Source organism: Parvimonas micra, assembly GCF_021300775.1.
GTDB lineage: Bacteria > Bacillota > Clostridia > Tissierellales > Peptoniphilaceae > Parvimonas.
Genome location: NZ_JAJTJP010000001.1, coordinates 197,113 through 223,444 on the forward strand (window position 1 = coordinate 197,113; position 26,332 = coordinate 223,444).

The window sequence follows — 26,332 nt, forward strand, 5'->3', positions numbered from 1 at the left end:
TTAATATGAAATAATACAAATATTAATTTATATTGTGATAGTTAAATTTTAGTTTTAATAGTATTTTTATAAGATGACTTATAATATTATTCAAGTTATATAATAAATTGACAAAGAATATTTACTATGATAAAATTCAATTTAAGGAGGATTTTAAAATGAAAATCAAGAAAATTTTATCTTATGTAACATTGCTTTCTATTTTATTTACTGCAATGCCTATTAGTAGTTTTGCTAATGAACGGGTTTCATTTGTAATCAATCATACAGATGAGTCTAAATTTGTATTTGATGAAAAAACTAATACAATAACAAAATATACTGGGAATGAAATAGAAGTAACTATTCCAGAAAAAATAAAAGGTGTAGATGTTAAAGTAATTGGAAAATCTGCTTTTAAAGGAACAAAAGTAAAGTCTATTGTTTTAAGTGAAGGTATTGAAATTATTGGTAATGGTGCTTTTGCAGGAGTTACAACTTTAGAAAAAATAACTTTTCCTTCAACTCTAAAGAAAATAGAAGATATGGCTTTTGTAAAAACAGCACTAAAAGAATTAAATTTTAATGATGGTTTAGAAGTAATAGGTAAAAGAGCATTTTCAAGTTGCTCTTCTTTGCAAAAAATAAACTTACCTAATACTCTTACTAAAATATCAGATAATGCTTTTGAAAAATGTAAGATATCTAATAATATTTTATTTGGTGAAAACTTAGGACATGTAGGGCATAAAATATTTTCTGGTAATGGGAATGATTTAACTCTTAATATTTCAGAAAAAGGTAATAAATTATTTTTACATGATGAAGTGTTTTTAAGTAATCAAGAAGAATTGAATATTCCTCAAGATAGAGAAGTTATGCTTTTTGTAAGAGCTTTTTGTGATGGTTCATGCAGTAGTACTAAAAAAATCACTTTGGATTGTGGAGAAATCGAAGTTAATAAAGATGAGTCAAAAGATGAAGTGATCAAAAAGTTAAACGATAAAATTAGATTAACTTCAGGGTTTGTAAAGGTTGGAAGTGCAAATGATGGCTCTTTAGATGAATATTTTGAAACAGGAATTGACTATTCTATAGAAAATAATTTGACTGATGGTTCTGTTATTTTAGGAAAGTTTAAAAATTTTAAAGACGAAGATTATAAAAAAGCAAATCAAAATAAAAATTTATTAGAAACTGTACTAAATAGATATGAAATCAAGGTAAAAGTTAAAGTAATTACAACTAACAAAGAATTTAATTCTGAAGATTTTAAATATGAAGAAGTTAAAAGTAAAATTATTTCTAAGAGAAGTTACTTTGGAATTTCTGGATTTTCAGAAAAAGGGGTTGAAAAACTAAAGACAAATAAGGATTTAGTAATTCCTAAAACAGTAACTATTACTGAAAATGGTGCTAATGTTGAAAAAAGGATAGAAGGAATTTGTCCTAAGGCTTTTGAAAATAAAGAGCTTAATTCAGTTAAAATTAATATAGCTGATGGATATAATGAGTATATAATTGATACTGGGGCTTTTCAAAAGAATAATTTAAAAGAATTTGAAATCCCTATGGGTGTAAAATTTATTGAATCCTATGCATTTAAGAATAATAAAATAAAAAAACTTAATATTCCTCAAACTGTTATTAAAACTGGTAATGAAAGCTTTGCGTATAACGAGATAGAAGAATTAATAGTTTCAGATAGTGTTTCTTTATTCCAATTTGATTCTTTCAGTTTTGCACATAATAAAATCAAAGAAGTAGATTTACCTTTTAGTATATTTAAACTTCTACAAAATGTATTTTTTGAAAATGAAGGTAATACTGATGAGAAAGTAGTTTTATATACTAGAAATAAAAAACATCTAGAAACATCTACTTACATAAATCCACATAGTGTTCATCACAGTTTTATATTAGTAGGAGAAGATGTTAATCGTAATAAACTACAAAAAGTACTTGAAGTAGTTAAAGAACTAGATAAATCTGATTATGAAAGTAAAAGCTTTGATAATTTGCAACAGATTTACAAAAAAGCTAAAGCTATTATGTTAAATCATAAGTCAACTCAAAAAGAGATAGATGATATTACAAATAGTTTAAGTAAAGCAATTGAAAATTTAGTTCCTAATGGAGCTAATAAAAAAGCCTTAATTAAAAATATATCAAGATTAAGTAATATAAATAAAGATTTATATACTGAAGATTCTTATAATAATTTTTTAGAAGAACTAGAAAAGGCTAAGTCTGTAGTAAAAGATACTTCTGTTAAACAAGATGATATAGATAGAGTTTTATTAGATTTGTTAAAAGCAGAAGGAAAACTAATTTTAAGTGAAGAGGCTAAGTATAATATAAATGATTTTATTTTCGATGGAACAAAAATTTTAGGTTTTTCAGAACTTGGCAAAGAAAAATCGCAGTATAATAAAAATCTAATTATTCCAAGTAAAAACAATAATGGAGAAGATATTACTGAAATTTCTGATAATGCATTTGAATACACTGGTGAGTATGAATATACAACAGATACAGGAGAGTCATTAAATGGACTTTTGAGTGTTGAAATACCAAATACGGTTAAGAAGATTGGAAAGAGTGCATTCCAAAAAAATAAGTTAAAGGAAGTATCCTTGCCAGAGAAATTAGAAGAAATAGGAACACTTGCTTTTAATGGAAATGAATTAATAAGTGTTGATATACCAGATTCTGTTGTTAAAATGGGAGAAGGAGTTTTTTCTTTAAATAATATTACTCATGCAAAACTATCTAAAAATATGAAAATAGTACCTAATGGTATCTTTTCAAGAAATCTAAAATTAAAAAATATCGAAATTCCAGAAGGTGTAGAAGTTATTGGACAATCAGCTTTTTCAGGATGTCCGTTAGAAAGTATAAAAATACCAAATACTGTTAAAAGAATAGAAAGATATGCTTTCTTATCTCACAGAATTTCAACACTTGAAATCCCTTCATCCGTTGAAACAATTGAAGATCAAGCATTTGCATCAAATAAAAAATTTAGATATTTAAAAAATTTGATCTTAAATGAAGGTCTAAAAAGCATAGGAAAAGATGCTTTTAAAAGTGGAATAATCGAGGAAGTAACTATTCCATCTAGTTTAACAAGTTTAGATAAAAATGCCTTTAATGATAATATGGATAGTGATAAACATGTAATAAAAGTAAAAGTTTTCACATACAATAAGTATCATTTAAAATTTGAGCAAAGTAAGCATCATGAAATAATTCTAAAAGATGTAGAACTTGAAAATTTAAAAACAGAAATAGAAAAAGCTAGAGCAATTCAAGAAACTGATAAATACACTTATTCAGATGAAAAGAAAAAATCAGATTTTGATAATCTACTTAAATATTCTGTTGAGGCTTTAGAAAATCCAATTAGTCAAATTTACGTTGATAATTTGGTTAAGTCATTAGAAGATAGTATATCTAAGTTAGATGGAATTAAACCAAATAATCCTAGTGAAAATCTAGAAGAAATATTAGTTACAACATTAACAGAAGCAAAAACAAAAATTTCTGTTTCAGGAAAAAATTTAAAAGACTTGGTACTTGTTGTAGAAAAAGTAGAGGTTATGACATTAAAATATAAAGATGTTACTGCTTTTGATATTTATTTTATAGATAAGAAGACAAATAAAAAAGTTGAAATTAAACAAGGAGATTATACTGTTTTTATTCCTAAGGAAAATGGTAAAATCGCAAATATGGTTTACTATATTGATGATAATGGAAATCTTGAGGAAAAGACTTTTTCTCAAAACAGTAAATTTGTAATTTTTAAGACAAATCATTTTTCTAAATATGCAGTAGAGTATAGAGACTCAAATATTGAAAAAGATACAAATAAGAATCAAAAACTTCCAAAAACAAATGTTTCAAATAATTCTGTATATATTCCTGCTATATTAGCAATTACAAGTATAGTTTTAAAAAAGAAAAAATATAAATAGTAAGAAAAACCTAATCCGTATAATATGGATTAGGTTTTTTATATAATATAGTTTAGCTTTTTTTGATTTCTTCATGTTTACAATTTGGACAAATAACCTTTATTTTTCCTTTACCTTTTGGAATTCTTAGTTCTTGTTTGCAATTTTTACATTTAAAGTATATGTAATTTTTTCTATCTTTTGATGAAAATTTTAATAGTTTTGAATAAAATGGAGAAATAAAATTAAAAAATTTTAATTGTTCCATTGCTCTTTTTCTTTTATTTTTAGATAACATTCTAAAGATTGCAATAGAAAATAAAACTAATGAAGTTATCGTTAAAACATTACTGTTTTTAAACAGATTTATTATAGCAAATCCCATTGAAAAGTATAAAATAATAGTGTTCAAGATATCTCCGCCATATCTATCTTTCATAAAATTTAATATTTTTTCTTTCATATTTATCTCCCCTTTTAAATAGTAATTTTTAACTATTTTTTATATACCCATAAAAAATAGTATATTAATCTGTTTGATATTGTTTAAAATTTGTGATAGAATAAAATTAATATGATGTATTAAATACAGAGGTGGTTTATGAAAAATTTTGGAATAAGTGTTAAATTTCAATATGATATAGATGGTTTTTTAGAAAAAATTGATGAATTTTCTGAAAATGATAATTATGGTTTTTCTCTTGAAGAGATAGATGGGAATATAGTTTTAAATTTTGAAATGATTCCTTATCTTTCATTAAATTTTAATATTGATGAAGAAATAGAAATGAGAGCAGAAACTTGTTATTATGGAGCTGGCTATCATATTATGGTAGTTGATTTTCTTAATGAGTTGTTTTCCTTCTTAGGATGCAAGTTTGAAATTAAAGATGATACAGGATATTATATAGATAATAATTTAGAAAAATTAGAAAAACTTTATTTTGATTGGATTAAAGATAGAGCTGAGTTAATTTTAAATAATAAAAATGATGTTAGAATTAGATCAACTTTAATGGATAATCAAAAAACTTTTCCAATTACTACAGAAGATTATGTCTGTACTTATTTAGGAATAATATCTTTGACTGAATTTGAAGATTTATTTAAAAATGATTTTGAAACTTTTTGTAAGAGAGTATTTTTATTCAACGAAAAAGTAGTAGATCCTTTTTCTGATGAGAATTACTTGTTATACCATATTTGGAATAGTTTAAAAGATTTAACATTGGTTGATGATTTTGATGAAAGATTATCTATGGTAATGTTTATGTTTGAAAATCTTATTGAAAAAAATATAAAGATACACTTGCCTCAAAAGTATGCTAGAGAAATTTATAAGTACTTAGGCGTTGAAAAATTCTCTTCATCAAATTTTGCGTATAGAAAAGTTAGATATGAAGTAGGATACCATTTTTATGATAAATTTATTAGAAATATAGATTTCTCATTAAGAATACCTAGCTGGTTTCAATATAACGAAAAAATTAAAGGTTATTTAACAACAGATAATGCAATATTTTTAAATGAGTATGTAAGCCGTGAAGGATTTGAGTTTGATGAAAAATTCTTATCTGAAAACAGTTCAGATGATTATAAAATTTTAATTTTTGATACAATAAATAAAAATAAATACTTCCTTGGATTTGAAAATACTGACGATGAGTATGGATATGTTTCTACACAAAACAATGTTGATATGAATTGCGAAGAAACAAATTGTCAGATTATTGATGTAAAAAGAAATAAAATGTATGAAATTTGTGTTTTAGGAACTGAATCAATGGATATAATAAAACATATGACGGAATTAATATAGGAGATAGATGTTTTATGGATACGCATGGGAGAACTAAAGAGGAGATTTTTAATATTTTAAAAGAAAGAATTGTAACTTTACAATATGAGCCCGGAAAGATTTTAAATGAAATTGAACTGTCAGAGGAATTTGAAGTTAGTAGAACTCCTATTAGAACAGTTTTTCAACAGTTGGAAGCGGTTAAATTAGTTTCTATTGTGCCAAGATATGGTGTTCAGGTTGCTACTTTGGATTTTTTAAATATAAAAAAATTATTTGAAGTTACTAAGGTGTTAGATCCACTTGCAACAAAACTTGCGGTTACAAGATTAACTGATGATGATAGAAAGAGACTTAGAGAAATAGTTTTAACTTTAGAAACTTATGATACAACTAATAATTATCAAGAGGCTATTTTACTTGATGAGAAGTTTCATAAAATAGTAACAAAATCTTGTGGAAATCCTTGGCTAATAGATATTTTAACAGATTTACATTGTCAAACAGAAAGATTGTGGCATTATTGTGATTTGTATTTCAGTGATATGGAAATTTTTACAAGAACATTTAAAAAAATTGTAGAAGCTTTTGATAAGAAAGATGAACAGATGGCAGAACAATATGCGAAAGAACATATTGAAGACTTTGTAGAAAAAATAAAATCAGCATTATTATAAAAGTGATTAGTTTACTAATCACTTTTTCTTATGGATAAAATTAGATAAAATTGGATAAAAAAGTCATTATTGTAAAAAATATGCAAATTGAAGATAAAATTTGCATATTTTTTTATAAAAAAATACATATATAAAATACTGAAATTTCAATATTAATAAATTTACTTGTTAAAATTATCAACAAGAAATTTAGCATTACAGAAAAAACACTAATTATTACATTTTCGAAACTTTTATCATTGTAAAAAATGATTTTCATAAAAAAAATTTATGAAATAAAAAATATCTAATAATAGCTACTTAAAGAATAAGATATAACAAATAAACATTTTCCACAATAAAAAAACATATAAAATACAATTGAAAAACCTAAAAATATATATTATAATACATTTAACAAAGGAAGTGATTTATTTGAGTTTAAAAATTGTATCGAATAATTCTTTGGTAAAAGAAAAATTTGATAGTGTTGAATTTATTGATGGAAGTTATATTGATGTTTTAATAGCTACAAGAGATTTAATACATAAAGGATGCTCTTTAGTAAGTCATCCTTTGCCAGCTAGTATCAGAATGGTTTTCTCTTCAATTAGAAGTATTGTTATTGATGATGAAAAAACTTTTGATGAAGATAGCATATTAATAATTGAAGAAGCAATTGACAAGTATAACTTAACAATGAAAAATAGGAACATTGATTTTAAAAATGTTAAGGATTATGAAGTTGTTGATTTAATGCTAGTTGAAAGTGCAATAGAAGAGTATAAAGCACTTAGTAAGCTAGAAAAATAAGTGGAGGTGGTATTTTGAAACTTCAAATGAACAGAATCTTCATTAAAGATTTGGCGTTTGGTGAAGAAACTAAAGTTGAAAATCATACTTTATTTATTAACAAAGAAGCAATTGTTAATGAATTAAAGAAAGAACCAGGGGTTAAAGATATTGATATTGACTTTGCAAAACCTGGTGAAAAAGCAAGAATTATTCCGGTAAAGGACGTAATTGAGCCAAGAGTTAAAATCCAAGGAGCTAAAGGTTTTGCGGGAGTTACTACTGATGTAGCACAATTAGGAGAAGGAATTGTTAATGTACTTTATGGAGCAGCAGTAGTTACAATTGGAGACATTGTTGGTTTCCAAGAAGGTGTTATAGATATGTGGGGAGAAGGAGCTAAATGGACTCCATTTTCTAAGACATATAATATAGTTGTAGATATTAAAGTTGTTGATGGATTACATCCACATGAACATGAAGAAGTTGTTAGACTTGTTGGACTTAAAGCAAGTGAGTTGATTGGAGAAGCTGGAAGAAATGCTGCAATTGATGAAACTGTTGAATACAATATAGGAGATAATGACGAAGAAACTAAAAAATATCCTAATTTACCTAAAGTAGTTTATGTTGAAATGTTAATTTCCCAAGGATTACTACATGATGGATATATTTATGGAACATGTACAAGACAAACATTACCTACATTAATTCATCCAAATGAAGAATTAGATGGTGCAGTAATAAGCGGAAACTGTGTTGCTGCATGTGATAAGATTACTACTTACCAACATCAAAATAATGCATGTATCTTAGATCTATATAGTAGACATGGAAAAGATATCAATTTTGTTGGAGTTGTATTAACACCAGAACTTACTACATTAGCTGGAAAATATAGGTGTTGTGATTATACAGCAAAACTTTGTAAATTATTAGGTGCTGATGGTGTAATAGTAAGTGAAGAAGGATATGGTAATCCAGACTCAGATTTAGTAATGATTTGTACTAGACTTGAAAAACAAGGTATTAAAACTGTTCTTGTAACAGATGAATGTTCAGGTTGGGATGGTATGAGCCAACCATTAACTGATACATCTAAAGAATCAGTAGCTGTTATTTCTACAGGAAATGTTAGCCATGTTGTTCATTTAGAAAAAGCTGATAGAGTATTAGGAGATTCAGAAGCAATTGCTAATTTAGCAGGTGGTTGGGATGGAGCAAATAATCCAGAAACTGGAACTCTTGATTGTGAATTAAATGCTGTTATAGGAGCAACTTCAGAAATAGGTTATCATAACGCAACTGTTGAATTATACTAGAAGGGGTGAGAGTAATGAGTAAAAAAGTATTATATTATATAAACCAATTCTTTGGACAAATTGGTGGAGAAGAAATGGCTCATGTAGCTCCAACTTTTAATGAAAAAGCAGTTGGACCTGCAATGGGATTTGCAAATAATTTAGGTCAAGAAGCAAGTGTTGTTGGAACTATTATTTGTGGTGATAACTACTTTAATGAAAATTTAGAAGCTTCATTAGAATTTATAAAAGATGTAATGGATAAGGTTAATCCAGACATCGTAGTAGCTGGACCTGCATTTAATGCTGGTAGATATGGTATGGCTTGTGCTGGAGTTGCAAAATTTGTAACAGAAAAATATAATATTCCAGTTGTTACAGGAATGTATGAAGAAAATCCAGGACTTGATGCTTGTAAATCAATAGCGTATGTTGTACCTACTAGTAATGTTGCTAGTGCAATGGGTAAAGCTCTTCCAGTTATGGCAAAATTAACTTTAAAACTATTAAATGGAGAAGTTGTTAAACCTTTAGTTGATGGATATTTTGCTCAAGGTAAAAGACTTACTGTTATATCAGATAAAATTGGAGCTGTTAGAGCAACAGATATGTTAATGAAGAGATTAAAAGGTGAAGAATTTGAAACAGAACTTCCAATGCCAGTTTTCGATAAAGTGGAACCTGCAAAAGCTATTGTAGATTTATCAAAGGCAACAATTGCTGTTGTTACAAGTGGTGGTATTGTTCCATTAGGAAATCCTGACAAAATTCAATCAGCATCTGCACAAAAGTGGGGTAAATATGATATTTCTGCTTTAAGTGAATTAGGCAAAGATTATTGTACAATTCATGGCGGTTATGACCCTGTTTATGCAAATGAAATGCCAGATAGAGTAGCTCCAGTAGATATTCTTAAAGAAATGGAAAAAGAAGGAAAAATTGGAAAAGTTTATAAGTATTTCTATACTACTACAGGAACAGGTACTGCAGTAGGAAATTCTATAAAATTTGGTGTTGAAATTGGTAAAGAATTAAAAGAAGCTGGAGTTGACGGTGTTATACTTACTTCTACTTGAGGTACTTGTACACGTTGCGGTGCAACGATCGTTAAAGAAATTGAAAGATATGGTATTCCAATCGTTCATATGGCTACAATTGTAACAATTTCTAAATCAGTAGGAGCAAATAGAATCGTACCTACTGTTGCAATTCCATATCCAGTAGGGGATGCAAGTTTAGAAAAAGAAAAAGAATATGCTGTAAGAAGAGATTTAGTTGAAAGAGCAGTTGACTCTTTAGCAACATCTATTGAAGAAGCAACATTTTTCTAAAGAAAGATTTGTTTAAGTTATAATATTCCACTTACATTAATTTGTAAGTGGAATGTTAACATAAAATTTATAGGAGGATAAATTTATGGAAGAAAATAGAAGTAATTGGAACAGCCGATTCGGTTATATAATGGCAGCAGCAGGTTTTTCAATAGGATTAGGAAATGTATGGAGATTTCCTTACTTAGTTGGAACAAATGGTGGTGGAGCATTTGTATTAATTTACTTAGCTATTTGTGTATTAATTGGTGTTCCTCTATTTTATATGGAAGTTGCTTTAGGTAGAAAAGCAATGTCAAGTCCAATCGTTGGTATGAGAAAACTAACTAAAAAAGGTAGCCCTTGGGTAAGTTTTGGTTGGCTTGGAGTTTTAAGTGCATTTTTTATTTTAACTTATTACATAAATATTATGGGTTGGATAATGGCTTATATTGTTAAGATGATTACAGGATCCATGAAAGGATTTACTGCAGAACAATATACAGCTAGTTTCAATGATTTGATGGCTAGCCCAACTCAATTATTATTCTGGACATTTGTTTGTACAGTAATAATAGGTGTAATAGCTGCTAAAAACTTAAATTCAGGTCTTGAAAAAGCTTGTAAATTTATGATGCCAGCATTATTCATAATGTTGATTACAGTAGTTATTAGATCCGTTACATTACCAGGAGCAGCAGAAGGTATTAAATGGTATTTAAATGTTGACTTCTCTAAAGTAACACCTCAAACATTCCTTACTGCATTAGGACAATGTTTCTTCTCAGTTGGTATAGCAAGTGGTGGAGCATTTGTATATGGTTCATATTTAAAGAAAGATTCTAACATTCCTGAAGACGGATTAATGGTAGTTGGATTTGATACATTAGCAGCTTTAATTGCTGGTTTTGCAACATTCCCTGCAGTATTTGCATTAGGATTAAAACCAGATTCCGGTTCTAACTTATTATTTGTAACAATGTCAAATGTATTTATGAATATGCCTTTTGGACAAGTATTCGGATTTATGTTCTTCTTATTAATGTTCTTTGCAGCATTATCAAGTGCATTAGGATATTTAGAACCAATTAGTGCATCATTCTCAGATATGATGAAATTATCAAGAGCAAAAGGTACAATCTACGCTTTAGTATCAATCTTCGTTGTTGGACTTTCAACAATATTTGGATTAAATATAATGAGTGGAGTTAAAGTTTTAGGAAAGAATTTATTTGACTTTGCAGATTATCTATCAGGAAATATTATGATGCCTCTTGGTGCAATAGCATTAATTCTTTATGTATTATTTGTTTGGAAATTTGATAACTTTAAAGAAGAAGTTAACGTTGGAGCAAAAGGCTTAAGAGTTCCATCATTCTTTAAACCAATAGCTTATCTATTACCAATAGTATTAATAATTATATTTGTTACAGGATTAGGAATATTTTAATTGAGTACACAGCTCACCTATAAAATTTATAAAAAGACTCAGGCATACAGCCTGAGTTTTTTATCGCAAAATAAAAAAGTTTGTTCAATTTGAACAAACTTTTTTTCTTTAAATTTCGTTGAAAATCATATCATTATTTATTCTAGTATAGAATAATTTTTTTACTGTTTCAAAGTCATTGTCAAAATTTCCTAAAATCCACATAATCTTTGTAACTGTGGCTTCAGTTGTCATATTTTGAGATTCTAAATATAAGATTGAACTAATTCTTTTACCAACTTCATAAACACTTACATCTGATCCTTCTTGTGGAACTTGAGTTGTCATTATTATTGTTTTTTGATTATTATATTCTTCAACTAATTTTTTTAATTCAGTTTCTATTGCCTTAGGAATTCCACCAACACCAAAACTTTCGATTATTATTGCATCATAGTTTTTAAAGATTTCTGGTAGAATTTTCGCAGTCATTGAAGGTATTAATTTTAATACAAATACATTTGTATTTAATGAATCGTAAAATTTTACTTCTTCATTAGTATCTTCACTGTTTATATATCTAAATATTTTTTCGTCATGCATAATTGCAAGGAAAGGGAAGTTTACAGATGAAAAAGCATCAAAACTTTTTGTTCTTTCTTTCCTAGCTCTTGTTCCAGAAATTACTTTACCATCAAATACTATGCTAACACCTTTTGATGTGCTTTTAGATGCATACACTAAGCTATTTAACAAATTGTTCTTAGCATCAGTTATGTGCATATCTATTGATTTTTGTGAACCTGTTAATACAATAGGTTTTTGACTGTTTTGTATTAAATAAGATAATGCAGAAGCAGTGTATGCCATTGTATCGGTTCCATGTGTAATAACAAAACCATCATATTTATCATAATTATTTTTGATTTCGTCTTTTATTTTTAACCAATGTTCAGGTTGCATATCTGTTGAATCTACATTTAGTAGGTTCACAGTTTCTATTTCAAAATCAAGTTTTGTAAAGTTTAGGTATTCAAGTAATTTACTTGAATTGATCTGAGGTGTTAATCCTCCATCTGTTGGCTTTGAAGCTATTGTTCCACCAGTAGAAATTAATAAAATTTTTTTCATAAGTTAAGCTCCTATATTATATTTTCAATCAGTTATATTATATCACAACTGATAAAATAATAATTATTTTTTAATTATATTTTTAATTAATAATAATCCATTTGGACTTACATGTACGCCTTGAACATTTTTGTGAACGAGAACTGAAAATGAACGTTTATATAATGGAAAAATCAGATTGTCTCTAGAAATATAATAAATGGAAGTATATATCTTTGAAAAATCATCATTTTGTAAAAAATGATTTATATAGTATTTTATATCTAAATCATCAGTTGTACCCATATTAAATGTCGAATGAATTATTTCGGATTCGCCTTCGTTTTTTATACTAACTTTAATTTTGTATTTATCAATCCATTCTTTAGATAGTGAAGCTATAATTTTTTCGGATAATTTAGTACCGTTATTGCTTAATGTTAGAACTTCATTTTCTAAATTTGATTTTTTTATTATCGCTTCGACTTCGTTTGTTAATTTTGAAATTTTTTCTGAATTGAGTTCTTCTTTTTGAATAAATGGTGTTGAACTATTATATAATATAAATTCTGCTAAAAACTTAGAATCTATTAATTCATTTAAATTCTTTCTTAAAGTTTGATTATTTAAAAATTTATTATCTGTATTTAACTTTAAAAATTCAAAGATATTTGTATTGAAGTTTAATAGTTCAGGTTTCTTACTTGAATCAAGTCGTCTTTCATATGGGATTTCATAAAATGGTAGCCCAAAGAAGTCGACTTGTTCTAAGTCAAATAGTTGATAGGCTAAAATTTCATTTCCTACTAATTTTAGAGTTATTTTTTTTATTTTTGTATTTATATTATCCCAGTAATTTTCGTTTTGCTCCAAAACTATCTCTTCATCACCATAATTTTTAATTTTAAAAGCACTATTTGTTATAAGATTATTTACATCAATAACACTGTCTTTTTTAATAGGGAACATAAAAACATTTGAAAGTATTTCATCAAAGTTTCTAACGGGATATTCCATATTTACTTCAATAGTATGTTTATCCAATATTTTTAATCCTGAAAAATCTCTAAGCTTTAGTTTTAAGTCGTTTAGTTTTTTAGCATCTTTTATGAAAAATAGCTTATATGCATTTGGATTTTTATTTTCATAATTTAAGATACTCATCCAAGACTCAACATAATCTTCTGCGGTTATATCCGAACCATCTGACCATTTTAGATTATCTCTAATCGTTATTGTCCACTTCATAAAATCTTCGCTTTTCTCAATTTTTTCTGCTTGGTTTAATGCTATTTTACCATGGGCAGAATATTCAGTTAGCCCTTCAAAAAGTTGTGATATTAAGGCATTAGTATTAATATCGTTTGAAAATCTTGGATCTAAATTATATTCTTGTTTTTTTATTGCCGTTACTATTTCTGTGTTTGGGGTTTTTATATTATCAATATCTTTTTCTTTTTTGCTAGTTGAACAAGAAACTAATAAAAAAGTGAAAAAAATAAAAAATACTCTTGAAAATTTTCTCATGATTTTCTCCTTAATAAAATTTATATACAAATATATTTTATCATAATTGTATAAAAAATTAAATAATTACAAAAAAGTAATAAAAAAATCGAAAGTTATCGTGATTTAAATCACAAATATTACATTTCTAAAAAAATTTGTTAAAAAAATTAATAAGTTTTGATATTTAATATTAAGAGGGAGGTAAATAGTAAGTACAAAATAATAATTTTGAGATTAAATTATGGAGGTTTGTAGTGAGTAATTCAAAAAAATTAACAAAAAAAGAACTTTTGGAAATGTATGATAAAATGTTACTTATAAGACATTTTGATATGGAACTTAGTAAATTATATTCAAGAGGATTTATCCACGGAATGACACATTATTCTGTAGGAGAAGAAGCAGCCAATGTTGGTGCAATATACCCAATGAGAAAAGAAGATTTAATGTATTCAAATCATAGAGGACATGGTCAAACAATTGCAAAAGGTATAGATATAAATAAAATGATGGCCGAAATCTTAGGGAAAGCAACTGGACAATGTAAAGGTCGTGGAGGTAGTATGCACCTTTACAACTTAGAAGTAAACAATATGGGATGTAATGGTATTGTTGGTGGTGGACACGGTTTAAGTACAGGTGCAGCTCTTGCTCAAAAAATGAAGAAAACAGGAAATGTTGTAGTTTGTTGTATGGGAGAAAGTGCAACAAATGAAGGAAGTTTTCATGAATGTTTAAATATGGCGTCAATTTGGAAATTACCATTAGTATTTTATGTAATTAATAATAATTATGGTATTTCAATGTCTCAACAAAGATCAATGACTGTTGATAAAGTTGTTGAAAGAGCAGATGCTTACAAAATTAAATCAATCTATGTTGAAGATGGAAATAATGTATTAGATGTATACGATGCAATGAGTGAGGCAATTGAATATGCCAGAGAAGGTAATGGACCTGTTTTAGTAGAAGCTAAAAGTTATAGATGGTTTGGGCACTCTGCTTCAGATGCTGGAAAATATAGAGATAAAGCTGAAGTTGATGCATGGAAAGAAAAAGATCCAAATGTTGCATTTAAAAAATATTTAATTGAAAATAAAGTTGCGACTGAAAAAGAACTTGATGATATGGAAGAAAGTGTAAAGAAAGTAATCGCTGATGCAATAACTTTTGCTAAGGAATCACCTTTAGCAGATGAAAAAGATGCTTGCACAGACAATTATGCTTAATATTAATTGATAGGAGAAGATTATGGCTAGTGAAATAAAGATTATGACTTTGCGTGAAGCAATAAAGGAAGCAATGTCCGAAGAAATGCGTAGAGATGAAAATGTATTTTTAATGGGAGAAGATGTTGGTATTTTCGGAGGAGATTTCGGAACTACTGTCGGAATGCTTGAAGAATTTGGAGAAGAAAGAGTTAGAGATTGTCCTATAAGTGAAGCTGCTATAGCAGGAGCTGCTGCAGGAGCTGCATCAGTAGGAATGCGTCCTATTGTTGATTTAACTTTTATGGATTTTGTTACAATAGCAATGGATGCTATAGTAAATGAAGCTGCTCCAATGAGATATATGTTAGGTGGAGAAGTTAGTGTACCTGTTGTTTATCGTTGTGCATCAGGTTCAGGTACAGGAGCTGCAGCTCAACACTGTAAAGCTCTTGAAGCATGGTTCTGCCATATTCCTGGACTAAAAGTAGTTGCACCTGGAACAGTAAATGACGCTTATGGAATTTTAAAAGCTTCTGTAAGAGATAATAACCCAGTTGTTTTCATCGAATCTAAAGCTCTTTTTGGTAGAAAGGGAGAAGTTAAGATTGGAGAAATAGTTGAAATCGGAAAAGGTGAAGTTAAAGTTGAAGGAAAAGATGTAACTTTAGTTTCTTGGGGAAGAATGTTAGAAAGAGCTTTACAAGCTGCTGAAGAATTAAAAGCTGAAGGAATTAGTGTAGAAGTTGTTGATCCAATAACATTAGTACCTTTAGATGAAGAATTAATTGTTGAATCTGTTAAGAAAACGGGAAGACTTGTTCTTTGTCATGATTCATTTAAAACAGGTGGATTTGGTGGAGAAATTGCAGCAAGAATTGCTGAAAGTGATGCTTTTGATTATTTAGATGCACCAATCTACAGAGTGGCAGGAGCTGATACAAATATACCTTCTGCTAAAAACTTAGAAGCGGTAATCGTACCAAGTGTTGAAGATATTAAAAATACTTTAAGAAAAGCAGTTAATAGATAGGAGGAAATTATGTCTGATATAAAATTTAGAGCAACACCAGTTGCAAGATTTTTATCTAAGCAAAATAATATCGACTTATCATTGCTAAAAGGAACAGGTCCAAAGGGAAGAATTCAAAAAGAAGATGTTCTAAACTTTAAAAATTTTGGAATAATAAAAGTTTCATCTCTTGCAAAGAAGATTGCGGAAGTTGAAGGTGTTGATTTGACTAATGTAACTGGAACAGGAGTTAACGGAAAAATACTAAAAGATGATATTTTAGAATTCTTAGCAAATAAAGATGTAATTTCTACAGAAAATGCGGTTGAAGAACAAGTTGTTGAAACTCAAGAAATTAAAAAATCATATGGTGAAGTTGAAGAAGTTCCAATGTCAATGATGAGAAGAACTGTTGCTAAGAGAATGAGTGAAAGCTATTTTACAGCACCTGTTTTTGTAGCGAATATTGAAGTTGATATGACTGAAGTTAAAAACTTAAGAGCAAATATTATGCAACAACTTATTGATGAAACAGGATACAAACTTACAATTACAGATATAATTTCATTAGCAACAGTTAAGAGTTTGGTAAAACATCCATATGTAAATTGTAGCTTATCCGCTGATGGAACAAAGATTTTACTTCATAAGTATGTAAATCTTGCTATGGCTGTTGGCCTTGAAAATGGACTTTTAACACCGGTTGTTAAAAATGCTGAAAAAATGAGTTTAAGAGAACTTATGATTTCATTAAAAGACTTAACTAAGAAAGCTGTTGAAATGAAATTAGAGTCAGAAGAATTAGAAGATAGTACATTTACTATCAGTAACTTAGGTATGTTTGGTATAGATTCTTTTGCTCCAATTATAAATCAACCTAATAGTGCTATATTAGGTGTTAGTGCGACTGTTGATAAACCAGTTGTAGTAAATGGAGAAATAACTGTAAGACCTATTATGAAATTATCAATTACAGTAGATCATAGAGTCGTTGATGGAATGGAAGCTGCGAAGTTTTTAAATACATTGAAAAATTATTTAGAAAATCCTATTTCAATTTTAGTTTAGTGTGAGGAGAAAATTATGTTAACAGAAATAATAATGCCAAAAGCTGGTAGTGAAATGGAAGAAGGCCAAATTGTAAAATGGCTTAAAAAAGAGGGAGACAAAGTTGAAGCCGGAGAAATAATTTTAGAAATTATGACTGATAAGGTTAATATGGAAATTGAAGCCGAAGCTTCAGGAACTTTGCTTAAAATTTTAAAACATGATGGAGAAATTGTTCCAGTTATAACAACTATTGCCTATATTGGAGATGAAGGAGATGTTATTCCTGAAACTGCTTCAGCACCTGTTAAAGAAGAAGTTAAAGAAGTTGCTAAGGAAGAAGTTAAAGCACAACCAGAAGAAAAAACAACTGAAGCTAAAGCAGAAGCAAAAAAAGAATTAAAAGATGGTGAATATGATGTTGTTGTAATCGGCGCAGGTCCTGCTGGATATTATTCAGCTATTAAAGCTGCCCAAAAAGGAGCAAAAGTTGCAATAGCAGAAAATAACAAATTTGGTGGTACTTGCTTAAATAGAGGATGTATACCAACTAAAACTTATCTACAAAATGTTGAAGATATAGAAAGAATTAAAGCGTCAAGCAAGAGAGGAATCATTTTAGAAAATGATAATGCTACTATTGACGTTGCAAAGGCTTTAAAATTCAAAAATTCTATAGTTAAGAAACTTACTGCAGGAGTAGAATTTTTATTAAAGAGTAATTCAGTTGAAATGTTTAAAGAAACTGCTTATATTAATTCAAATGGAAATGTTACTTTAGAAAGTGGAAAAGAACTTGTATGTGGTTCAATAATTTTTGCTGGTGGTTCTAAATGCGTTAATAATATTAAAGGATCAGATAATTCAAATGTTATAGATACTGATGAAGCATTAGATTTAAAAGAAGCACCGGAATCATTAGTAATAATTGGAGCAAATTATATTGGAGTTGAAATGGCTCAAATATTTAGTTCATTTGGAAGTAAGGTAACTGTTGTTGAAAGAAAAGAATCAGCAATTGATGTTGTAGATTCAGAAGTTTCTTCAATATTAATTAAATCATTAGAAAAATCAGGAATTAAATTTATCTTTGGTAAAGAAATTACTGAAATTTCTGGAGAAAAAGTATTAGCTGGTTCAGAAGAAGTTGCAAGTGCAAAAGTAATTCTAGTTACAACTAGAGAAGCTGATTTAACAGCATTAAAAGATGTAAATCTTGAAGTTTCTGATGGAAATGTAGTTGCTAATGAAAAAATGCAATCAAGTTTAAAGAATGTATATGTTCCTGGAGATGTTAATGGTAAAAATCTTCTAGCACATGCTGCATTTAAAATGGGATATATTGCTGCTTCAGAAATTGTTGAAGGTAAATCAGATAAATATAATAATAATATCATACCTAGAGCTATTTATACTTATCCAGAAATTGGTAGTGTAGGTTTAACTGAAGAAGAAGCGAAGAAATCTTATGATGTAAAAGTTGGAAAATTCAATTATGGAGCGAATGGTAGAGCTTTAGCTCACGGAGATTCATCAGGAATGGTTAAGATTATTTCTGATGCAAGATATGGCGAAATTTTAGGAGCTCATATTGTTGGACCAAGAGCATCAGAATTAATTAATGAAGTTTCAATTTTAATGCAATCAGAAGTTATTGTTGAAGAAGCTATTAAAATGGTATTTGGACATCCAACTTTCTCAGAAGCAATTTATGAAGCAATTGCAGATATTGAAGGAGTTAGTGTACATTTACCTAAAAAGTAAAAATAATAAATTTATTTAAAAAAGGATAGAAATTCTATCCTTTTTTTAATGAATATGATAAAATATTTTTAATACTTTTGGAATTGAGGAGAAATTATGATTTTTATTAAAAATAAAATTACAGATGTATATTTTAATTTAGCTTTAGAAGAGTATATCTTTGAAAAATTTAAAGAAGATGAAGTCTTTATGTTATGGATAAATGAACCATCTGTAGTTATAGGAAAACATCAAAATTTAATTGAAGAATTAAATATGAAATACTGTTTTGAAAATAAAATAAAGATTGCTAGAAGACTCTCCGGTGGTGGAACAGTTGTACATGATTTTGGAAATCTTAATTATACTTACATAACGAATACAACTGGAAATACTGCACTTGATTTTAAGGAATTTTTAAAACCTATGTATAATGCTCTCTTAAATTTGAATATTGATGTTCATGTTTCTCCGAGAAATGACTTTAGAGTACAGGATAAGAAAATTTGTGGACATTCGGAATTTATGAGAAAGAAAAGAGTTTTACATCATGGTTGTATTTTGTTTGATAGTAATTTAGATAAACTAAGAAATGCATTGAATGTAAATAATAAAAAAGTTATTTCAAAATCTGCAAAATCTGTTAAGAGCAGTGTTGCAAATTTAAAAGAAATTTCAAAATTAGATTATGAAATTTCAGATTTTCTAGAAAAATTAAAAAATGAAATTTTACAAACTCAAGAGAATTTTGAAATTTACGAATTAACAAAAGAAGATTTTTTAAATGTAGATAAAATAAAATCTGAAAAATATGCCACAAAAGATTGGATATATGGACAATCTCCTAAATGTACTTTTTTCTTAGATGAAGAAAGAGATTATACTGTTGAAATTGATGGTGGAAAAATAGAAAAAATCAATATGGGAGATGATAATAAATTTGACAGTTTAATAGGAATATATTTTGAGTATGAAGAAATAAAGAATAAATTAGATTTATTAGATATAAATGATATTTATTCTAAGATGCTTTGTGACATATAAACAAGTAAATTATAAGTACTAAAATATATAATTGAGCAATTCTAGTAGAATTGCTTTTTATTTAAAAATATATAAAAAAGTGCATAAAATCAACTGTTTTATTTACTTTTTTAAGAATATATGCTATAATAAATCGTTATGCGTTGGATTTAAATATAGAAAGGAAAGTATATGAAAAATATTGAAAACATAAGAAACGTAGCGATTATTGCTCACGTTGACCATGGAAAGACTACTTTAGTAGATTGTTTATTAAAAAGTAGTGGTGTTTTTAGAGAAAACCAAGATGTAAAAGAAAGAGTAATGGACTCAAATGATATAGAAAGAGAAAGAGGAATCACAATTCTTTCGAAAAATACTGCTATTGATTATAAAGGAGTTAAAATTAATGTAATTGACACTCCGGGACATGCCGATTTTGGTGGAGAAGTTGAACGTGTTTTAAAGATGGCAAATGGTGTTATTTTAGTAGTAGATGCGTTTGAAGGGCCTATGCCTCAAACAAAATTTGTATTAAGAAAAGCATTTGAACTTAAATTACCTACAATAATTTGTATAAATAAAATCGATAGACCAGAAGCTAGATGTGAAGAAGTTGTAGATGAAGTTTTAGATTTATTCATACAACTAGATGCTTCAGAAGATTATTTAGAAAGTCCTTTTGTTTTTGCGTCTGCAAGAGCAGGATATGCAACTATGGATTTTAACAATAAAACAGAAGATATGAAAACTCTTTTAGATGTTATTGTTGATTATATTCCAGCACCAGTTGGAGATGAAAATGCTCCTTTTAAATTACTTATCTCTACAACTGATTATAATGAGTATGTAGGAAGAATAGGTATTGGTAAAATAGAAAGCGGTAGTGTTAAGCTTGGAGATGATGCTGTAATTGTAAACTATAATGATAGCAGTATAAACAAAAAAATAAAAATAACAAAAATATATGAGTTTGAAAATTTATCTAGAAAAGAAGTTGAAAGCTCATCTGTAGGTAATATAATTGCAGTAACAGGTGTAGAAGGAATTAGTATTGGGGATACACTATGTTCAACAGAAGATCCAACACCACTTCCTTTTGTCAAAATTTCAGAACCGACACTTGCAATGAATTTTATAGTAAATAATTCTCCTTTTGCAGGAAAAGAAGGAAAGTTTGTTACAAGTAGGCAAATAAGAGCAAGACTTTATAAAGAGTTAGAAACAGATGTAAGCTTAAGAGTTGAAGATACAGATTCAACTGATAGTTTTAGAGTTTCAGGAAGAGGAGAACTTCATCTTTCAGTTTTAATTGAAAATATGAGAAGAGAAGGATATGAATTCCAAGTTTCAAAACCTGAAGTTCTTTACAAAAAAGATGAAAATGGTAAATTGCTAGAACCTATAGAAACAGTAACTATTGATGTTGATCAAGAATTCGTTGGATCAGTTATTGAGAAATTAGGACAAAGAAAAGCTGATTTGATAAATATGAATCCTTCACAAGCTGGATATACTAGACTTATTTTTAATATACCTGCTAGAGGCCTTATTGGATATCGTTCAGAATTTTTGACTGATACTAGAGGTAGTGGAACATTAAATACAGAATTTAAAGCATATGAGCCATTTAAGGGAGAAATTCCAACAAGAAATGTTGGTTCATTGATTTGTTTTGAAACTGGAGTAGCAACTGCTTACGGATTAAATTCAGCTCAAGAAAGAGGAACCTTATTTATTTCTCCTCAAGCTGAAGTTTATGAAGGAATGGTTGTAGGGTCAAATGCTAAAGGATTAGATATTGAAGTTAATGTTTGTAAAAAGAAACAACAAACAAATATTAGATCCTCTGCTTCTGATGATGCATTAAAACTAAGCCCTCCAAAGATTATGAGTTTAGAAGAAATGTTAGAATTTATTGAAAGTGATGAATATATTGAAGTAACACCTCAAAGTTTAAGAATGAGAAAAAAAATATTAGATTCACAATTAAGATATAAATCTAAGAAAAATAATAAGTAGCTTATAAATATTGTGTAAATGTGGTATAATAAATATAAGTAAATATGTGACAAAATATATTGTTATAAAAGATTGATTTAGTTGTTGGAAATAAAAATATTATAAATTATAGATATTTAGGAGGGATTTGTTTGCCTAAGATATTAGTAAGAAAAAGTGGCCCTTTAGAGGGAACTGTAAAAATAGATGGAGCAAAGAATGCGGCACTTCCAATTATTGCTGCCTCACTTTTAGGAACAGAACCAATTGTTCTTGAAGATGTTCCTAATCTAGTAGATGTTAAAATTATTTTAAAAGTATTAGAAAGTTTAGGGGCAAAAGTTGAATTTTTATCTGAAAATAGAGTTTCTATTGATTCAAGTAAGATAAATTCTTTTGAGACTGATAGAAGTTTAATGGAAAAGATGAGAGCTTCATTTTTAGTAATGGGTCCATTATTAGCAAGATTTGGAAGAGCAGATGCATTCTTGCCAGGTGGATGTGCAATAGGTTCTCGTCCTATTGACTTGCATTTAAAAGGATTTAAAATTTTAGGTGCATTAATTGAAGAAGAGCCAGATAAGATTTCTGCTAGATGTGAAAAATTATATGGAGATACTATATATTTAGATTTCCCTTCTGTAGGTGCAACTCAAAACATTATGATGGCAGCAACTTTAGCAAAAGGTGAAACTATAATTGAAAACGCAGCAAAAGAACCTGAAATTGTTGATTTAGGAAACTTTTTAAATAAAATGGGTGCTAAAATTTCAGGAGCTGGAACTTCTACTATAAGAATTATAGGGGTAGAAAAATTAGGTGGTACAGTTCATACAATTATTCCTGATAGAATTGAAGCTGCTACATTTATGATAGCTGCAGCTATTACAGGGGGAAAAGTTGTAGTTCAAAATTGTATTTCAAATCATATTAAACCTGTTATTGCTAAATTAAAAGAAACAGGTGCCTATGTTGTTGTAAATGAGGATGAAGATTCGATTTTTGTAAAAGGCGGAGAAAAGATTAAAGGTACAGACATTAAGACATTACCTTATCCTGGTTTCCCAACAGATGTTCAAGCTCAATTTATGGCTTATTTATGTGTATGTGAAGATCAATCAAAAGTTACTGAAACTGTATTTGAAAATAGATTTATGCATGTTGACGAACTTAATAAAATGGGTGCCATAATAGCAACTAGCGGTAAAGAAGCTAGAATAGCTGGTGTAAGAAAACTTGTTGGAGCTGAAGTTAATGCTACTGATTTAAGAGCGGGAGCAGCTTTAGTTTTAGCTGGACTTGTAGCTGAAGGCACTACAACAATTGGAAATATATATCATATTGATAGAGGATATAATGATTTTGTAGGAAAGATGAAATCATTAGGAGCAAATATCGAAAGAATAGAAGATTAATTATTTTAGGAAACTAGTTTTAGTTTCCTAAATTTGTATATAGGAGCAGTTATGAAGTTAACAGGAGAGATTATAAAAGTTAGATATATAAATGAAGATAATGGCTACTCAGTTTTTGACTTAAATACAAGTGATGGAGAAATAAAAATTGTTGGAATTTTTGATTCTGTTAACATCGGAGAAAGTTTAGAGGTAGAGGGCGAATTTACATATGATAACAAATATGGTGAACAACTTAATGTAACTTCCTATAAAAAAATGCTTCCAAGTTCTGTAGTTGAAATCGAAAGATATTTATCTAGTGGAATTATTGCTACAATAGGACCTAAAAACGCTGGATATATTGTTGAAAAATTTGGAAAGAAAAGTTTAGATATAGTATTTGATGAAACTGATAGACTAATTGAAGTAAGAGGTATTGGAAAGAAAAGTATTGAAAAAATAAAAAAATCTGTTGAAGAATTAAGATTTAGTAAGAATATTTTATTTTATTTAAGTGGATTAGGTATTAGTTTAAGTTTATCAAAAAAAATCTATAGTATTTTTAGGGAAGATACTTTAGAAATTATAAATGAAAATCCATATAAACTAATAAAAAATGTAAAAGGTATAGGTTTTTTAAAAGCTGATGAAATAGCTTTAAAAAACAATTTAGATAAAACTAGTCCTTATAGAATAGAATCAGCAATTATTTATATTCTAACTCAAAAAGCAATAAATTTTGGACATGTATTCTATCCTAAAGAAAAACTTACAGAAGAAGTTTCATCATTAATAGGAATAGAAAAAAATTTAATTGAACCGATATACATGAATTTATTATTGTCTTCGGATATAGTTGTAGATAATTCTTTTGATGAGCCAAATATATATTTAGATTATCTATATATTTCTGAGAGCTATATAGCTAGCAAACTTGCTAAAATGGCTTTAAATGAGGATTTTAAAATTTTATTTAATATAGATAAAGAAGTAAAAAAATCTATAGAAAACCAGTCAATTAAATTATCAGAAATTCAAATAGATGCTATAAAATCTTGTTTTGAAGAGAATATTTCAATTATAACTGGTGGACCTGGAACAGGAAAAACTACAATTATTAATACTATTTCTAAAATATTTATAGAAAATGGTTATAATATATCACTTTGTGCTCCAACAGGTAGAGCAGCAAAAAGAATAGAAGAAACTACTGGAATAGAAGCAAAAACAATACATAGAATGTTAGGATATATTCCAAGCAGTTATGATGATATTGGGCATTTTGAATATAATGAGGATAACCCATTAGATACTGATGTGATAATCATTGATGAGATGAGTATGGTAGATTTAGTTCTTTTTGAAAAATTATTAAGAGGAATAAAAGATAATACAAAGTTAATTATTGTTGGAGATGTTGATCAGCTTCCTAGTGTTGGAGCTGGAAATGTATTAAAAGATTTAATTAATTCTAACAAGATAAAATATACAAAGCTTATTGATATTTTTAGACAATCAGAAAATAGTAATATAATAGTTAATGCTCATAAAATTAATAATGGTCAAGAACCGATTTTAAATGAAAAAAATAGTGATTTTTTCTTTTTAAATACGGATGCACCTTCAATTACTAGAAATGTTGTTGTAGATTTAATAAGTAGAAGACTTCCAAAGGCTTATGGTTATGATTATTCTAAAGATATTCAAATTCTTACGCAAAGTAGAAAAGGTATTTGTGGTGTATTTGAACTCAATAAGTTATTACAAGATATATTAAATCCAAAAACAGAAACAAGTGATGAAATTTTGGTTGGAAATAAATTATTTAGAGTTAATGATAAAGTTATGCAAACTAAAAATAATTATAATTTATCTTTCATTGATGATGAAGGAGAAGAAAATTTTGGTGTTTATAATGGAGATATGGGACATATAATTTTCATAGATAAATCAAGCAATAAATTGACGGTTGAAATGGATGATAAAAGATTAATTGAGTATAGTTTAGAGGATTTAGATAATTTAGAATTAGCTTATGCAATAACAATACATAAGTCACAAGGATCGGAGTTTAAATCTGTAATAATTCCAATGTTTGATGGTTATAAACTACTTCAAACTAGAAATTTATTATATACTGCTATAACAAGGGCAAAGGAAAATATTGTTTTAGTGGGTGATAAAAATGTTATGAATAATATGATTAGAAATAATACTATCAATAGTAGATATTCAAACTTAGAAAAAAGAATTCAACATTTTTATGGGCTTGTAGAGGATTTGTTATAATGATTAAAAATTTTTTAAAAAGTTTCTTTTTTAATGAAGATTATTGTTTTTTTTGCAAAGAAAATCTAATTAAAACTTCTTTTTTGTGTGATGATTGTATATCTAAGATTAGAAGATATGATAAAGAAATATTTAATGATTTTGGAGAGGATTGTTTTAAAAAAGATATTTTATTCTATTATTCTGGAATTTTAAAGATTAAAATTAAGGAATTTAAATTTGAAAATGGAGTGTATTTGAAAAATCCTTTTGGAAAGTTGATATATGAAAATTTGGAAAAATCTTTGCTTGAAAAGATGGATTATATTGCCTATGTTCCTTCAAGTAAAAAGAAAATTAGACAAAGAGGGTATAATCATTCAAAACTTCTTGCAGAAGAAATTTCAAAATATTCTAATATAGAGTTGTTTGATAAGCTATACAAAATTAAAAATACTAAATCACAACATTTTTTATCTCTTGAAGAAAGGAGTATAAATTTAAAAGATTCTTTTAGTGTAGATGGAGATTTAAGCGGAAAGAGTGTTTTATTGATTGATGATATACATACAAGCGGTGCAACAGTAGAAGAATGTTATAAAGAATTAAGAAAATCTAATTGTAAATTTGTTTGGATTGTATGTCTTTGTGGAGTATTTTAATTTTTAGCATTAAGTAACTAATTATTAATTGCTGATTTATTTTTAAAAACATCAAAAAAATTGAATTGAAGTCATAATTTAATTGTCAACAATTATTATAAATGATATAATATAATGGAAATCATACA

General features: G+C 27.7%; 19 protein-coding genes. 16 read left to right on the top strand and 3 right to left on the bottom strand.

Translation table 11 applies throughout. The features are described 5' to 3' along the window. Window positions 1-158: 158 nt before the first annotated feature. Window positions 159-3,959, top strand: coding sequence for a leucine-rich repeat domain-containing protein (locus tag LW893_RS01070; RefSeq protein WP_233055391.1), 3,801 nt, complete (start codon window positions 159-161; stop codon window positions 3,957-3,959). Between the two features lie 52 nt (window positions 3,960-4,011). Here LW893_RS01070 and LW893_RS01075 read toward each other — a convergent pair whose 3' ends face one another. Then, window positions 4,012-4,401: a hypothetical protein gene (locus LW893_RS01075; protein WP_233055392.1), complete on the bottom strand. Its 390-nt coding sequence runs from the start codon at window positions 4,399-4,401 to the stop codon at window positions 4,012-4,014. 138 nt (window positions 4,402-4,539) lie between these two features. Here LW893_RS01075 and LW893_RS01080 point away from each other — a divergent pair, with 138 nt between their 5' ends. From LW893_RS01080 to LW893_RS01105, 6 genes are all read left to right on the top strand, one after another. Beyond that, the gene (locus LW893_RS01080) at window positions 4,540-5,757 is read left to right on the top strand and encodes a hypothetical protein (RefSeq protein ID WP_233055393.1); all 1,218 of its coding nucleotides are present in this window, start codon (window positions 4,540-4,542) and stop codon (window positions 5,755-5,757) included. A gap of 14 nt (window positions 5,758-5,771) precedes the next feature. Then, complete coding sequence (locus LW893_RS01085) at window positions 5,772-6,413, top strand: GntR family transcriptional regulator (protein WP_233055394.1); 642 nt, start codon at window positions 5,772-5,774, stop codon at window positions 6,411-6,413. Between the two features lie 405 nt (window positions 6,414-6,818). After that, complete coding sequence (locus LW893_RS01090) at window positions 6,819-7,205, top strand: GrdX family protein (protein ID WP_233055395.1); 387 nt, start codon at window positions 6,819-6,821, stop codon at window positions 7,203-7,205. Window positions 7,206-7,219: 14 nt separating this feature from the next. Next, a complete protein-coding gene (locus LW893_RS01095) occupies window positions 7,220-8,506 on the top strand; it encodes a glycine/sarcosine/betaine reductase component B subunit (protein WP_233055396.1) in 1,287 nt (428 codons plus the stop codon). 14 nt (window positions 8,507-8,520) lie between these two features. Continuing rightward, complete coding sequence (locus LW893_RS01100; protein ID WP_269836875.1) at window positions 8,521-9,816, top strand: glycine/betaine/sarcosine/D-proline family reductase selenoprotein B; 1,296 nt, start codon at window positions 8,521-8,523, stop codon at window positions 9,814-9,816. An 85-nt stretch (window positions 9,817-9,901) separates the two neighbouring features. Next, entirely contained in the window at window positions 9,902-11,245 is a 1,344-nt protein-coding gene (locus tag LW893_RS01105) for a sodium-dependent transporter (protein WP_233055397.1), read from the top strand. Window positions 11,246-11,353: 108 nt separating this feature from the next. On the opposite strand, the gene LW893_RS01110 is transcribed toward LW893_RS01105, so the two are convergent. After that, window positions 11,354-12,355 (bottom strand): asparaginase, encoded by a 1,002-nt coding sequence (locus LW893_RS01110; protein ID WP_233055398.1) that lies wholly within the window; start codon window positions 12,353-12,355, stop codon window positions 11,354-11,356. Between the two features lie 63 nt (window positions 12,356-12,418). Next, a complete protein-coding gene (locus tag LW893_RS01115; protein ID WP_233055399.1) occupies window positions 12,419-13,861 on the bottom strand; it encodes a peptide ABC transporter substrate-binding protein in 1,443 nt (480 codons plus the stop codon). Between the two features lie 236 nt (window positions 13,862-14,097). Between LW893_RS01115 and LW893_RS01120 the strand changes: the two genes are divergently transcribed. The 9 genes from LW893_RS01120 to LW893_RS01160 all read left to right on the top strand — a co-directional run bounded on the left by LW893_RS01120 (window position 14,098) and on the right by LW893_RS01160 (window position 26,204). Further along, window positions 14,098-15,072, top strand: coding sequence for a thiamine pyrophosphate-dependent dehydrogenase E1 component subunit alpha (locus LW893_RS01120; RefSeq protein WP_233055400.1), 975 nt, complete (start codon window positions 14,098-14,100; stop codon window positions 15,070-15,072). 22 nt (window positions 15,073-15,094) lie between these two features. After that, complete coding sequence (locus LW893_RS01125; RefSeq protein WP_233055401.1) at window positions 15,095-16,084, top strand: alpha-ketoacid dehydrogenase subunit beta; 990 nt, start codon at window positions 15,095-15,097, stop codon at window positions 16,082-16,084. A gap of 9 nt (window positions 16,085-16,093) precedes the next feature. Then, window positions 16,094-17,131: a dihydrolipoamide acetyltransferase gene (locus tag LW893_RS01130; RefSeq protein ID WP_233055402.1), complete on the top strand. Its 1,038-nt coding sequence runs from the start codon at window positions 16,094-16,096 to the stop codon at window positions 17,129-17,131. 15 nt (window positions 17,132-17,146) lie between these two features. Then, entirely contained in the window at window positions 17,147-18,874 is a 1,728-nt protein-coding gene (lpdA, locus tag LW893_RS01135; RefSeq protein WP_233055403.1) for a dihydrolipoyl dehydrogenase, read from the top strand. A 96-nt stretch (window positions 18,875-18,970) separates the two neighbouring features. After that, a complete protein-coding gene (locus LW893_RS01140) occupies window positions 18,971-19,897 on the top strand; it encodes a lipoate--protein ligase family protein (protein ID WP_233055404.1) in 927 nt (308 codons plus the stop codon). Between the two features lie 171 nt (window positions 19,898-20,068). Next, entirely contained in the window at window positions 20,069-21,898 is a 1,830-nt protein-coding gene (gene typA / locus LW893_RS01145; protein ID WP_233055405.1) for a translational GTPase TypA, read from the top strand. A gap of 131 nt (window positions 21,899-22,029) precedes the next feature. Continuing rightward, window positions 22,030-23,292, top strand: a complete 1,263-nt coding sequence (murA, locus tag LW893_RS01150) for a UDP-N-acetylglucosamine 1-carboxyvinyltransferase (RefSeq protein WP_233055406.1) — start codon at window positions 22,030-22,032, stop codon at window positions 23,290-23,292. A 51-nt stretch (window positions 23,293-23,343) separates the two neighbouring features. Then, the gene (locus LW893_RS01155) at window positions 23,344-25,563 is read left to right on the top strand and encodes an ATP-dependent RecD-like DNA helicase (RefSeq protein WP_233055407.1); all 2,220 of its coding nucleotides are present in this window, start codon (window positions 23,344-23,346) and stop codon (window positions 25,561-25,563) included. Next, window positions 25,563-26,204 (top strand): ComF family protein, encoded by a 642-nt coding sequence (locus LW893_RS01160; RefSeq protein ID WP_233055408.1) that lies wholly within the window; start codon window positions 25,563-25,565, stop codon window positions 26,202-26,204. The genes LW893_RS01155 and LW893_RS01160 overlap by 1 nt, the downstream gene beginning before the upstream one ends. The last annotated feature ends 128 nt before the right edge of the window (window positions 26,205-26,332 follow it).

Bases quoted from the DNA above. Each gene is read 5' to 3' on its own strand.
- LW893_RS01080 (WP_233055393.1), top strand. From the start codon at position 4,540: ATGAAAAATTTTGGAATAAGTGTTAAATTTCAATATGATATAGATGGT.
- LW893_RS01070 (WP_233055391.1), top strand. From the start codon at position 159: ATGAAAATCAAGAAAATTTTATCTTATGTAACATTGCTTTCTATTTTA.
- LW893_RS01105 (WP_233055397.1), top strand. From the start codon at position 9,902: ATGGAAGAAAATAGAAGTAATTGGAACAGCCGATTCGGTTATATAATG.
- typA (WP_233055405.1), top strand. From the start codon at position 20,069: ATGAAAAATATTGAAAACATAAGAAACGTAGCGATTATTGCTCACGTT.
- lpdA (WP_233055403.1), top strand. From the start codon at position 17,147: ATGTTAACAGAAATAATAATGCCAAAAGCTGGTAGTGAAATGGAAGAA.
- LW893_RS01160 (WP_233055408.1), top strand. From the start codon at position 25,563: ATGATTAAAAATTTTTTAAAAAGTTTCTTTTTTAATGAAGATTATTGT.
- LW893_RS01155 (WP_233055407.1), top strand. From the start codon at position 23,344: ATGAAGTTAACAGGAGAGATTATAAAAGTTAGATATATAAATGAAGAT.
- LW893_RS01110 (WP_233055398.1), bottom strand. From the start codon at position 12,355: ATGAAAAAAATTTTATTAATTTCTACTGGTGGAACAATAGCTTCAAAG.
- LW893_RS01130 (WP_233055402.1), top strand. From the start codon at position 16,094: ATGTCTGATATAAAATTTAGAGCAACACCAGTTGCAAGATTTTTATCT.
- LW893_RS01115 (WP_233055399.1), bottom strand. From the start codon at position 13,861: ATGAGAAAATTTTCAAGAGTATTTTTTATTTTTTTCACTTTTTTATTA.
- LW893_RS01140 (WP_233055404.1), top strand. From the start codon at position 18,971: ATGATTTTTATTAAAAATAAAATTACAGATGTATATTTTAATTTAGCT.
- LW893_RS01085 (WP_233055394.1), top strand. From the start codon at position 5,772: ATGGATACGCATGGGAGAACTAAAGAGGAGATTTTTAATATTTTAAAA.
- LW893_RS01125 (WP_233055401.1), top strand. From the start codon at position 15,095: ATGGCTAGTGAAATAAAGATTATGACTTTGCGTGAAGCAATAAAGGAA.
- LW893_RS01075 (WP_233055392.1), bottom strand. From the start codon at position 4,401: ATGAAAGAAAAAATATTAAATTTTATGAAAGATAGATATGGCGGAGAT.